The sequence below is a fragment of the Alteribacillus persepolensis genome, assembly GCF_900099605.1.
Lineage (GTDB): Bacteria > Bacillota > Bacilli > Bacillales > Marinococcaceae > Alteribacillus > Alteribacillus persepolensis.
Genome location: NZ_FNDK01000011.1, coordinates 99,148 through 111,623 on the forward strand (window position 1 = coordinate 99,148; position 12,476 = coordinate 111,623).

At 40.2% G+C, this 12,476-nt stretch carries 11 protein-coding genes and 1 pseudogene; 2 read left to right on the plus strand and 10 right to left on the minus strand.

Annotated features, from left to right (window positions below):
- Window positions 1-97: 97 nt before the first annotated feature.
- Window positions 98-655: an HD domain-containing protein gene (locus tag BLT18_RS10285; RefSeq protein WP_091273677.1), complete on the plus strand. Its 558-nt coding sequence runs from the start codon at window positions 98-100 to the stop codon at window positions 653-655.
- A gap of 805 nt (window positions 656-1,460) precedes the next feature.
- The gene (locus tag BLT18_RS10290) at window positions 1,461-2,459 is read left to right on the plus strand and encodes a 3,4-dihydroxy-2-butanone-4-phosphate synthase (protein ID WP_091273678.1); all 999 of its coding nucleotides are present in this window, start codon (window positions 1,461-1,463) and stop codon (window positions 2,457-2,459) included.
- Between the two features lie 246 nt (window positions 2,460-2,705).
- Here the strand turns inward: BLT18_RS10290 and BLT18_RS10295 are convergent, their stop codons facing one another.
- The 10 genes and pseudogenes from BLT18_RS10295 to BLT18_RS10340 all read right to left on the minus strand — a co-directional run.
- A complete protein-coding gene (locus BLT18_RS10295) occupies window positions 2,706-3,731 on the minus strand; it encodes a TRAP transporter substrate-binding protein (protein ID WP_091273679.1) in 1,026 nt (341 codons plus the stop codon).
- Between the two features lie 158 nt (window positions 3,732-3,889).
- Window positions 3,890-4,870, minus strand: a complete 981-nt coding sequence (locus BLT18_RS10300) for a TauD/TfdA family dioxygenase (RefSeq protein ID WP_091273681.1) — start codon at window positions 4,868-4,870, stop codon at window positions 3,890-3,892.
- Window positions 4,871-5,055: 185 nt separating this feature from the next.
- A complete protein-coding gene (locus BLT18_RS10305; RefSeq protein WP_091273682.1) occupies window positions 5,056-5,820 on the minus strand; it encodes a class II aldolase/adducin family protein in 765 nt (254 codons plus the stop codon).
- Between the two features lie 49 nt (window positions 5,821-5,869).
- Window positions 5,870-6,865 (minus strand): 3-hydroxybutyryl-CoA dehydrogenase, encoded by a 996-nt coding sequence (locus BLT18_RS10310; protein ID WP_091273684.1) that lies wholly within the window; start codon window positions 6,863-6,865, stop codon window positions 5,870-5,872.
- Window positions 6,852-7,952, minus strand: a complete 1,101-nt coding sequence (locus tag BLT18_RS10315; protein WP_091273686.1) for an NAD/NADP octopine/nopaline dehydrogenase family protein — start codon at window positions 7,950-7,952, stop codon at window positions 6,852-6,854. Before BLT18_RS10315 ends, BLT18_RS10310 begins: the two co-directional genes overlap by 14 nt.
- Before the next feature lie 19 nt (window positions 7,953-7,971).
- A complete protein-coding gene (dctP, locus tag BLT18_RS10320; RefSeq protein WP_091273687.1) occupies window positions 7,972-9,021 on the minus strand; it encodes a TRAP transporter substrate-binding protein in 1,050 nt (349 codons plus the stop codon).
- 194 nt (window positions 9,022-9,215) lie between these two features.
- The gene (locus BLT18_RS10325; protein ID WP_091273689.1) at window positions 9,216-10,505 is read right to left on the minus strand and encodes a TRAP transporter large permease; all 1,290 of its coding nucleotides are present in this window, start codon (window positions 10,503-10,505) and stop codon (window positions 9,216-9,218) included.
- Window positions 10,505-11,062: a TRAP transporter small permease gene (locus BLT18_RS10330; protein WP_091273691.1), complete on the minus strand. Its 558-nt coding sequence runs from the start codon at window positions 11,060-11,062 to the stop codon at window positions 10,505-10,507. Before BLT18_RS10330 ends, BLT18_RS10325 begins: the two co-directional genes overlap by 1 nt.
- A gap of 25 nt (window positions 11,063-11,087) precedes the next feature.
- Window positions 11,088-12,125, minus strand: a complete 1,038-nt coding sequence (locus BLT18_RS10335) for a TRAP transporter substrate-binding protein (protein WP_091273692.1) — start codon at window positions 12,123-12,125, stop codon at window positions 11,088-11,090.
- 126 nt (window positions 12,126-12,251) lie between these two features.
- Window positions 12,252-12,476, minus strand: a pseudogene (locus BLT18_RS10340) (hypothetical protein); the annotation flags it as partial.

Here is a 12,476-nt window from a genome sequence, read left to right on the forward strand (position 1 = left end):
AAAAGGAAAAAGCCTCAAACAGATGGGACTTAGACATGAAACACGCTGACTTTTATATTGTCTTATCTTTTAATAAAAACGATAGGTTGTGGTCACGATGGATTTATTACAAGTTGATACAATAAATGCAGCTATTCACTTGGCTGCGAAAGCTCATCGCAGCCAAGTCCGAAAAGGAAATCAATTACCATATATTACCCACTCATACGCTGTCGGTTTACTTCTTAGTCAATCAGGCTGCAGCAAAGATGTTATCGCAGCAGGCATTTTGCACGATACGATAGAAGATACTCCTATTACGAAAAGTGATTTACGAACAGAATTTGGCAAGCATGTGACTGCTATTGTCGATGGGTGTACAGAGGATAAATCATTGACGTGGGAAGAGAGAAAACAACACACACTTGATTTTTTGCGTACAGCTTCACTTGAAGTCTGTATGGTTATATGTGCAGACAAATTACATAACATCAGAGAAACCGTTAGAGATTTTGAGCAGGTTGGTGAAGAGATCTGGAACCAATTTAACAGAGGAAAAGGGAAGCAGAAATGGTATTATGAAAATCTTGTCGATGTTTTAGGTGAGCGTCTCGAGACATTTCCGTTGTACCCTTTGCTCGCAGAAGAGGTGGACAAGCTCTTCCATACGTCTTAAATCAACACCAAACGGAGTATGGAGGGAGGAGAACTGGTTTCTTATCGAACACACCAAGTATATGTCTTCGCAAACGATTGATTGGACACGCAGTGATATGCCCTGTTTTACTATAGGCGCCGTATACAGACTTTCTATCACATCAGCGAAGACACTCCTCCTTCTCGTTTCTCCTGCTTAGCCATGATGACCATCCCTCTACTTCTCCCTACAAAAATACCAACCACTCTAGTACGGCGACGGACCGACAATAACTATTAAATTTCACAACGCCCTCCTATCTATCATAATGTATTTACTCTAATATCTCACAAAAATACTTATCCCTTATGCTTCAGACTTTTATAATCCAAATTCCTCTCCACGATCATCCACCTATGTATTTAAGCGGTAAATGGTACATGACTTTCGGTAAGAACTTCTTCTCCAGCTGGTTCCTCTCATGGGAAAGAGCGGGGCAGGGTGTATGAATAAACACTCCTTTTACTCTATGGCTATTTACCATTTTGATGGAGCGGGCTTCTTATCTTACCCTTACACCTGTTGCATAGCATAACTAGCTGATTCACACTCATTCATTTGAACATTCAAACCGATTCGTGCGTTGTTTTATCTAAATATCTTGTATAGTATTAAATCAAGATATTTCAAAATTATTCATCTATTTGCCTTGATGGTAAAAACCTAAATGAATGGACGTTTTTCTATCCAAAAGATAGCTCCATTTCTAAGGCTTGCTCTTCACAAAACAAAAATAGAATTCTTCTCATCCTAAGGAGATAAAACGATAGGAGGGAAAATCATCATGGAATTTCACTATAAGAGGACACAATCCGACGTCATGTCCGATCACCTAATTATTGTAGAAGACGATGTTCATACAAAAACAAGTTATCTTATGGGGAACGGCAGTGCAATCACTCCTGATGACATTAATTTTATGATTAAACATGGCAAAGGGCTCGTATATGCGTGTATTTCGGAAAAAACTGCAAAGATCTTAAAATTACCTTACATGGACAGATTCGGTGGTGCAAAAGATTCGCTGAAAAACTCCTCTATTTCTATTGATTATAAAACAACAACAACCGGCATATCTGCTGCTGAACGTGCAACCACGATTAAGCATCTAAGTGTGGAGGCAACACCTGATGATTTCAAACGACCTGGTCACGTTTTCCCTTTAGTATATAAGCAGGATGGTTTATTGGAAAATACCGGTATAGCAGAGGCAGCGTATGAATTAACCCAAATGATAACCAGTCACTTAAATACAAACACCACGCCTGTTCTATGCGAGATATTAAACACCCATGGTCATATCGCAAGCTCTAGAGAAGTTCAACAGTTAGCATCTCAACACAAGTTAACGATTATCACTGTGAGCGAAATTATAAATCTTTATCTCCAAAAGCGTAAGTGGCTGAAAATTATCGATACGACCACCATACAAATGAACAACCGGACATTAGATATATACAAAGTTGACAACCTTCTTTACCCTTCCCAATTCAATGTATATGTTGACTCTACAGTAAAACAACTTCACCATTTCTCCTTTCATAAAGAGTGCCTGTGGGGGGACGTGCTGGACATAAAAGATAAATGCAGCTGTCTTTGCCATTTAAAGGAGCATTTAGTCAACTTAGTTCATGAGAAAGAGGATTGTGTCGTTTATCAACGACACACAACCGACAAGGCATCAATTCCTGCACATTATGAAATTGTTATCAAACAACAAATGAAACATCTCATTCAACAAGAAAGAAAGCTCCATTCTCTTGAACAATCGATGACTGTCTAATACTCACAACTCGACTGCTTACCAGAACCAAAAGACAACACAAGAGGGGGTCGACAAAGACTGCCTCTATTTGGGTTAGTACCTTTTGTCCACGGCTTAATTAGACAGCCGAAGATTCCACCGTCCTTAATCGAATAACAGGAAAAACCAGCTGTGATCATTATTCGTTTCAGCTGGTTTTTCATTCATTTGCTTTTCAATATTAGATTATCCATTACGTTTCAAACTTTCAACTATCCTTCCTAGTTATTCATTACTGTATTTTTCTATCAAGTTCTGCATTTTTTCATAATACTCGTCTGCAGGATAACCTTCACTGTTCAACTCTTCTATATGATTCTGCTGCACTTCTTGCAATTGTTTATCCCACACCTCTTTCTCACTATCCGTTAATTCAACAATTTCATGATTATGATTATCTTCGCTCCACTCTACAGCATCCTGAACATGTTGATCCAAATATTGACCAGTAAATTCTGTCATTTCACTATTCAATTCATCAATTACATTCTGAACATCCTCAGGAAGGTTTTCCCATTTATCTTTTGACATCACCGCAAAGAAAGTATACACACCAAGAGGGTAATCGGTTGTGTAACCTACCATTTCAGCTAATTTAGTATCTTTTAGGACTTCTCTGGATGACACTGTCCCATCAACAACACCAGTTTGAAGGGCTTCTGGAACCTCTGCTTGTGTCATTCCAACTGGCGACGCACCTAGAGCCTCTAATACCGGTATCATTTCTCCTCCCACGCGCAGTTGTTTGCCATTTATATCATCCAAAGAGGTAATTGGCTCCGTACTTTGAATAAAGGAAGGCTCTGTAGCGAAAGTTGTGATGATTTTAAAATCCTCCAATGTTTCTGGAGGATACTCTTGCGTAAGATCCGCAATTACCTTACTAGCTAACTCAGCATCTGTAAAATCAGAGGAAAAATAGGACATAGAAAGCATAGGGAAGCGTCCAGGTTCATAAGCTGTAGTCGTCAGACCAATATCCGCTGTACCATTTTCCACTCCTTCAAATGTATTGTTCGCTTCTAACAATGTCCCTCCAGGAAAAAGTTCCACTTCAACTTTTCCTTCCGTTCTTTCTTCTAAACGTTCTTTCCACTCCTTCATCTGTACGGCCGGGAATGTGGATTCAGGGGCAAAGAAAGCATAGGATAAAGTAATTGTCTCCTCTTGACCCGCTTCGGTATCAGTAGTGTTTTCACTACAGGCTGCTAATATGAGAATAAAAAACGTTAATAATAATATTTTTTTCATCTGCACACTCCTTACACTCGTTATAAATGTTTCCAGCAAGAGATAACATTCCGTAACTTTTCTATATCAGACAAATTCAGTGACGCTGGTCAATTTTTTAAAGGGAATATCCTGACAGCAATTTCAGGAATTCCCTTCCCTCTTTTCAGATCAAGTTACTATACTGTTTCCCTTGTAGGTATACCGTTACGACCTGGAAATTCAGGAGCAAGCTCTCGAGCATTTGGCATTTTAAGCCAAAGTCTTAATAGGTGACGTTTAAGTGCTGGATCATCATAATCTTCAAAATGAGTGCGTGAGTGCAAAACCGTATAATTGTTTGCAAATTGAATATCCCCAGGTTCTAACATCATATCTAAACGGTTTCTTTCATCATGAAGCAAGGAATCAATAATATTGAAAGCTTCTAATTCTACATTTGATAGTTGAATCCCCCTTATCTCCTGGCCGAGCTCAATATATTTTCGCATATAACGACAACTTAACTTCCCCTTGTAATAACTAAAAATCGGCGATAAACTTGGCAATTCTTCACCTAAGTGAGCAAAGTAGACTGGGCGATAAAGAATACCTAGGTATTCCGGATAATTTTCCAAAATTTCATTGTACAAATGAACCGCACTTACCAAACTGCTTAGCCCACCAGCTTTTGCTTTTCGAAGGGAAAGCAAGCCAACGACGTCGGACAAATCTGTGTGATATGGAAGATATGAGTTTGTTTGATATACTCTAGTATTCTTGTCATTAGCATCACCTGCAGCAACAACATTTCCCAACAGATCACCTTTTGGATTCTGTGTCACCGGTCTGCCCATGTGTAGACCCAGACCATAATAGATGATACTTGCTTCTTCATCGGTATACCTTTCTATCGGCAGCCCGCGCAGCAATAAAAAACCTCTACCATTTTCTAATTCGTTGACAAAATAAGAAACTTCATCAGAAAGCTTGTCAATCGGAAAGTCTTCTTTAGTGAAATTAGGCGCTCTCAATCCCTTTTGTTTAATGTGGTGAAGGGCTTTCTCGAGTGCAACAATCGTCTTGTCTGATAAGTAATAAATCCAGCTATCACTCCCTGCTAATTCGCTTCCTTTCCATGCTGCTGGTCCTTCAATTTTTTCTTTTCTAATTACCCCCATAAAAATCTCTCCTTTAAAAATATTAATAATTATAAATATTTTCTAAATGTATATATTTATAAGCAATATATACTGTACTTACCTAGGGAATCTGAACCTACGTACAACTTCTCTCATATTAATAACCACTTCCGCGGTGTTACATCTTCTTCTCTTTCAACAGAGCGGCACTTTAAAAGTTAGACTTAATTTAAAAGATCTGGCTGTTCCTTAACAATCCGGTCATATAATAAATTGAACTGAGCCTCTCCAGCCCACGGCGCTCCCACTTGCTGTGAAGTAAGTTTTGCTTTTTCATGATCAATAAGTTTTGGTTTCCCCACAGACTCAGCCATCAATTGAGATTGACAGCACCTTTCCATGCTAATGTACCACCAGGCAGCTTCCTCTACCGATTGACCAACGGTAAGCAGACCATGGTTACCAAGAATAACTCCTTTACGGTTCCCTAACGTTTCAACAATCTTCTGACCTTCCTCACCTTCGTATACAACACCATTATAATCAGCTATTATCGAATGATCCTCGTAAAAGGCACATGCATCCTGATTAATCGGATCTAATAACCTGCCCAAGGTTGACCATGTCTTTCCGTACAGGCCATGCGTATGCGCTGCAGCATCAACATCCGGTCTCGCTTTATGAATAGGAGTATGAATAGCTAACGCTGCTTTATTTACAGCCGTTGTTTTTCCTTCTACAACCTCCCCTTCTTCATTCACAAGAACTAAGTCGGATGTTTGGATCAAGCTAAAATGAACGGCAAACGGGTTTACCCAAAAATAATCTGTGTATTCAGGGTCTCGCACCGTTATATGCCCTGCTAACCCTTCATCAAACCCAAATTTCGAAAACAGACGAAAAGCTCCAGCTAATCTATTTTTTCTATGCAGGCGCTCTTCTTCCACAGTCTTAAATTTAGGAGCTGTTACTAGTTCCTCATTTCCCATCAGTAATCTCCCTTCCTTATTTAAAATATTTTGTACTGCAATCATCGTTTTATTTTTGCTTAACTGGTTGTCCAATGAACCCAAGGTGCTTAAGGATATCCATAAATTTTCGAAGAGTTTCCATTTGATACTCATCTATATCCTTACCTTCAAATGAGTAAAAACCTTTTCCGGTTTTCATACCAATTTCCCCGTCAGCCATTTTATGATTAATAATCTCCGGAGGGATAAAACGGTCATCATTCAAAGAATCATGCAAGTAGTTGCTGGCATGATATAGTGTATCTGCTCCTCCCCAATCAATAAATTCTAGTAAACCCAGTATGGCAAATCGCAGCCCAAAGCCTATGCGGGAAGCTTTATCAATATCTTCCACAGATGCTACTCCTTCTTCAACCAGGCGAGAGGCCTCGTTCATGGCGAGCGCTTGAATTCGCGGAACAATAAATCCTGGTGAAGGCTGACATTGGACAGGCATCTTCCCCACTTTCTCTAGCAATTGAAACATGTCAGTAATTGATTCTTCGCTCGTCTCATCCCCTGGACTAACTTCTATTAGAGGGATTAAATAAGCTGGGTTTAACCAATGAGTGTTCATGAACCTTTCTTTGTTAACAACAAAATTTGATAATTCATTTACTGAAAAAGAAGAAGTTGTAGAAGCAATAAGTGACTTTTCAGACAACTGGGAAGTTAGCTGTTTTAATACTTTTTCTTTTACCTCTATTAATTCAGGTACGGCTTCAAATAATATGTCTGCCTGTTTCCATCTGTTTTCGCCCGGATCACTGATTGGACTTACCTTCACTCGATTCATAACGGCTGGTATAGAATGTTGGGGTACAACTCCTCCGTCTGCCAAGATTTCCAATTGCCTCTTTATTTCTCGAATAGTTTCTGTTTTAAGTTGGTTAAATTGCTCTTTGTTTCTTTCTTTAATATCTAAAATAGTCACATCGTATCCTTGGTAGACGAAAGTTACGGCAATTCCTCTGCCCATCCGTCCTGCACCTGCTATTGCTATACATTTTCTATTTTGCTTCATACTGTATAATCCCTTTTTCCAAAGTTTCCTTCAATTGTTCGACCGATATATTAGTTAAACCCAAGTTTTCCATTGTTCTCCCATTTCTGCGCAAATCTTCCCCAGTAATGCTCGATGCAATGGCTAATAACCCCGCAGCCGTCGGGACCTTGACATTTAACCATTCTCCGACCGATACTAAAAACGCCAGTCCACAAGCAATATCTTCCGTCATATATCGGTGGTTTTGTAGATCTAACGGTTCATACCAGTCTTCTCCATCTACCAGTTCTTCATGGGCGCCGTTTCCATACATCCATTCGTCTCCGCCTTCATTATAATGATCAGCAAGCGGAAAATGAGGAGCGTGGTATCCAAGTGCTTCCCTCACGCGAATTCTCTCTGCATCTAAACTATCATGCACCTTTCTAATAGATGAATGTGTCCCTTCATCATGTATATCCCACCTGTCAAAATGTTCGATAGGACCAGCATTCATGAGGATCAGTGGAGGATGGATAATAGGCCCGGCATTCATTAAAGCTCCATCAAGTGCATCCTGAACCGGTTCAATGGAAGGATAAGCTTTTTGCAAAATCTTAAAAGCAAATTCCGAACGTTCACTTGGAAAAACCCCAGTTGGTAAACGTGCAGCTCTTCCTGACAATGACACCGTTTCTTCATCATACTTTCTGGCTAAATAAGGAAGTGTTCCCGTCTCAGCAAAAATAACATTGGCACTGCACCCCTGATTCGCCAATTCTTTGGACATAGTATAACTGCCGAACGTTCCAGGTGGGAGGAATATTACTTGATCGTCTTCAAGTACCGTTGAAAGTTGTTGGGCGAGCGATTGCTGCGAAAAAGCTGGAAGTGGGATGACAATCAATTGTACTCCCTGAACCGCTTCTTTCAAATTTGCCGTTGCCAATGTTAATGGAACATCTCTTGTTCCTTTTGAATCCTTGACACTAATGGCTCCTCTATTCATTACAGCAGCAAAAGCGTCACCATTTCTTCGCCACATTCGTACATTGTGTCCCTTTTCTGTCAAATCTACTGCAGCTGCATAAGAACCATTACCTCCACCAAGTACTGCTATTTCCATTTGTATCCCTCCATTATCGCTATTTAGAATATTTATCAATCAACTCATATAATCGTTCTTGATACTCTGAACCAGGCAACCCCTCTTTATTTACTTCTTCTACTTTTTTATCCTGAATTTCTTCAAGTGCGGTATCCCAACGCGCCTTCTCTTTTTCATTTAATTTTACAACTTCCAAATTTTCTGATTTTTTACTCCATTCCATTGCCTCTTCAACGTGCTCATCTAAATACTGACCAGTAAAAACACTCATTTCCTGATTAAGCTCGTCAATAACCTCCTTCACGTTATCAGGGAGACTCTGCCATTTTTCTTTGTTCATCACGGCAACAAATGACGTGATAGTTAACGGATAATCGGTGACATATTTTGCTGATTCGGATACCTTGAAATCTTTTAATACTTCACGCGAGGAAACGTTACCTTCTATCACTCCTGTTTGTAACGCTTCTGTCACTTCAGCCTGACTCATTCCTACTGGTGCTGCCCCTAGTGCTTCCATGACTGGGGTTAAGCCCCCAGAAATTCTTAACTGTTTTCCTTGAAGTTCTTCCAAGCTGGCAATCGGATCAATGCTCTGAATATAGGATGGTTCAGTAGCAAACGATGTGATAATTTTAAAATTCTCCAGTTCCTTTGGAGGATACTCCTCTATTAAGTCATGAACAACTTGACTTGCTACTTTTGAGCTGGGGTAGCCAGACGGCAAGTCTGATATTTCCATTAAAGGAAATCGGCCCGGTTCATAGGAAGTAGCTGTAAGTCCGATATCTGCAGTTCCATTGCTGACACCTTCAAACATATTATTAGCTTCAAGAAGAGAACCGCCAAAAAACATTTCTACTTCAACTTGTCCAGCTGTTCGCTCTTCCAGTTCTTCCGCCCACTTTTTCATTTGTACAGCTGGAAATGTTGTATCGGGCGCAAAAAATGCATATGTCAGATTTACTTTTTCTGTCGTTTCTGTGGCCGATGTCTCCTGTTGCTTTCCTTCATTTCCACCGCAGGCAGCTAAGATGGTTCCAACAACTAACATCATAGTCAAAACCCAGATTTTTTTCGCTACCATCAATCCTCACCGACCTTCCTTCAGTTATATGATTATCCCTGTCGTGTATCTGTCCAGCAAACTTTCTGTACACCTTGTAAAGTTAAGTTATAGTCAGCAGGGTGAAAACCACTCCACCTCCTCACCTAAAATGAATGTCATTACAACCTGTTCCCTGCTTCAAGGTGCTGCTTGTGTACCAGCATTACAATGCATTAAACCAATACCAAAACGATGGAAGGGAATAAGATTAATATCCCAACAAACACGACATAAGTAACAAAGAAATAAGTCGTTCCTTTAAATACAGTGGTTATCGGTGTGCTCGGAGTCAGGCCTTGAACGATATAGGCATTGATGCCAACCGGCGGCGTAATAGCTCCTAAACTGGTAACCACGCAAATGATGACAGCAAACCATACTGGGTCATAACCTAACGCTAGGACTGTCGGATAAAAAATAGGGATAGAAACGATTAGAAACCCAAGTGCATCCATGATAGCACCACCTATAACATAAATAGCCAATACAGCTATTAAAATGATAATAGACGGCACCGCTAAAGCACTCACCCATTCAGCTACAGCAAAAGGCAATCTTGTAATAGTTAAAAAACGCCCAAAGACCATAGCGCCTACCATTAACATGAGTACCATTCCAGAGGTTTTCAGAGTTCCAACCATCGCTTGTTTAAATCGTTCCCATGTTAATTTCCTCATGGCAAAAGATAGAAGAAAGGCTCCAAATGCTCCAAAGGCTCCTGATTCTGTTGGAGTGAACCACCCCAAATACAATCCACCGATAACGAACATAAAAAGCAATGCAATCGGAATAATACCTTTCAATGAACGCAGCCTTTCCGCCATAGTAGAGCGTTCTCCCGAAGGTCCATAGTCCGGATGTATCTGACACAAATAAATAATCGTTGCGATAAGCAGAGCAGTTAGAAATACACCTGGAATAATACTTGCTATAAACAAATCGCGAATTGACAACTCCATTTGTAACGCAATAATGATAAGTACGGTACTTGGCGGGATGATTATACCAAGAGTTCCTCCTGTTGCTATACTCCCTGTACTCAATGCTTCATTATATTTATATTTCTTTAACTCAGGTAACGACATTGTCCCCATTGTTGCAGCTGTTGCTGAGTTCGAACCACTAATCGATGCAAAACCTGCACTGGCTAAAATAGTTGTACCCGCCATGCCTCCACGCAAGTGTCCAATCCATTTGTATGCTGCATCAAAAAGGTTTTTTGTCACTCCCGTACGAAAAATAATTTCCCCCATTAAAATATACAGTGGAATGACACTCAAAGAATAACTTGAGAATTGATTCCATAAATCAGCACTTAAAAGATTCAAGGCAGCACTAGAAGAAGAGAATATCCACACCCCGGCAAAGCCGACAACAAACATGGCGAAACTAATTGGCATTCTCAGAAACACCAAAACAAACAAAACACCTACTCCTACTAAAGCTAAGACATTAGCATCCATCAGATCTCCCCTTTCCAGATCATCCATATTTCTTTCACGACAGCTAACAGCAGACCGAGAAATCCAATGGAGCAGCAGACCACTATAGGATAAAAAGGTATGCGCATTGTTTCAGAAACAATCCCATTTTCCATTAACTCCAATCCATATATAGTCAACTGCCAGCCAGCAATGATAAAGAATATAATACTTACTACATTTACAGCTGTATGAGTAATACGTTGGAGGAGCTGTGGAAATTTGCTAAACAGCAAATCAATGAAAACGTGACCCTTATGAAGCTGGACAAAACCTAAGGAAAAAATAGCAGTAATTGCAGCAAGCCAGCTTACCATTTCTACTGTTCCAGCGACAGGATCAGAAAACAACCGCTTCACTGAGTTGAAAACAACCAGCAGCATCATAAGAATTAGAGCCGTCCCAGCTATGGAAGCTAATAATTGGTTAAATTTGTCTACTAATTTGAAAAAAATGTTCCTTTCTCTGTTTACTTCTTGCTTTTTCTCACTTATCAGGGGCGTTTGAGACTCTAGTGAAACATTATATTTTTCTTCCAACACCTTCCCTCCCTTCTTATGATCTTTATTCGCCTTTTTCGTTATATTTTTCAATCAATGATTTCATTTGCTCATAATATTCTTTTGCTGGATAACCCTCACTGGCTACCTCTTCTACATAGTTTTGCTGCATCTCCCCGAGCTTCTCATCCCACTTCTCTCTATCTGTTAACTCTACAATTTCATGTTCATGATTTTCCTTACTCCACTCAATCGACTCCTGAACATGATTATCTAAATAATTTCCGGTAAATTCAGTCATTTCTTGATTCAATTCATCAATAACTTCTTGTACATCGCTTGGGAGACTTTCCCATCTGTCTTTGTTCATAACAGCTACAAATGTATTCAACGCTAATGGATAATTAGTAGTATATCCAACCATCTCGGCCAACTTAGAATCTTTTAGTATTTCTCGCGAAGATACATATCCATCCACAATACCAGTTTGCAGCGCTTCCGGAACTTCCGCCTGACTCATTCCTACCGGTGCTGCTCCTAATTCTTCCATAATAGGTGTTAGTGCTCCGGCAATACGGAGCTGTTGTCCATCCAGGTCTTCTAATGACGTAATTGGCTTATTGCTTTGGATATATGCAGGTTCTGTAGCAAAAGACGTAATAATTTTGAAATCGTTGAGAGCTTCTGGAGGATATTGACTCACGAGATCCGCTACTACTTTACTAGCTGACAACGCACTGTTGTACCCAGAAGGCATATCTGATATAGATAGAAGCGGGAATCGCCCCGGCTCATAAGAAGTCGAGGTAAGTCCAATGTCTGCTGTCCCGCTTTCTACGCCATCATACATGTTATTGGCCTCTAATAGAGAACCGCCCGGAAACAGTTCCACTTCCACTTTTCCATCTGTTCTCTCCTCCAAACGATTCTTCCACTCTTCCATCTGTACAGCAGGAAATGTATTTGCAGGGGCAAAAAATGCATACGTCAGTTTTATTGTCTCCCCATCCTGACCTCCCGCATCTGTGTCATTACCTCCACAAGCTGCCAGCAGACAAACGGTTATTAAAGTCAACAGACTTAAACTTAACATTTTCTTCATGATGTTCACTCCTTGTCATTGAGTTCTTCCTCCATAACAGGTGGAATTGCACCTTGGAGGGTGCTGTTCTACCTCAAGATGCAATTCACCAACTATTGTGGTTACATGCTCTTCCATACAATGCGGTTATTGTTTTTCTAATAAAAAGAACGGACGGCCGATTGATGCATCCAGACGAAAATAGCGGTCTAATCCTGCAGCACGGAAAGAGTGCAGCATATCTGTAACCGTTTGCAAATCTGGAATGTTATAAAGAAAACAAGCATGCCATTGATGAGGTCCTGCTTGACCGGCAGTCATAATGTCTCTGTCAAATGTCGCCAGCAGTTCAGAGCCGTTTCCCTTCCATTC

Bases quoted from the DNA above. Each gene is read 5' to 3' on its own strand.
- BLT18_RS10315 (WP_091273686.1), bottom strand. From the start codon at position 7,952: ATGGAAATAGCAGTACTTGGTGGAGGTAATGGTTCTTATGCAGCTGCA.
- BLT18_RS10310 (WP_091273684.1), bottom strand. From the start codon at position 6,865: ATGAAGCAAAATAGAAAATGTATAGCAATAGCAGGTGCAGGACGGATG.
- BLT18_RS10285 (WP_091273677.1), top strand. From the start codon at position 98: ATGGATTTATTACAAGTTGATACAATAAATGCAGCTATTCACTTGGCT.
- BLT18_RS10300 (WP_091273681.1), bottom strand. From the start codon at position 4,870: ATGGGGGTAATTAGAAAAGAAAAAATTGAAGGACCAGCAGCATGGAAA.
- BLT18_RS10290 (WP_091273678.1), top strand. From the start codon at position 1,461: ATGGAATTTCACTATAAGAGGACACAATCCGACGTCATGTCCGATCAC.
- dctP (WP_091273687.1), bottom strand. From the start codon at position 9,021: ATGGTAGCGAAAAAAATCTGGGTTTTGACTATGATGTTAGTTGTTGGA.
- BLT18_RS10335 (WP_091273692.1), bottom strand. From the start codon at position 12,125: ATGAAGAAAATGTTAAGTTTAAGTCTGTTGACTTTAATAACCGTTTGT.
- BLT18_RS10325 (WP_091273689.1), bottom strand. From the start codon at position 10,505: ATGGATGCTAATGTCTTAGCTTTAGTAGGAGTAGGTGTTTTGTTTGTT.
- BLT18_RS10295 (WP_091273679.1), bottom strand. From the start codon at position 3,731: ATGAAAAAAATATTATTATTAACGTTTTTTATTCTCATATTAGCAGCC.
- BLT18_RS10305 (WP_091273682.1), bottom strand. From the start codon at position 5,820: ATGGGAAATGAGGAACTAGTAACAGCTCCTAAATTTAAGACTGTGGAA.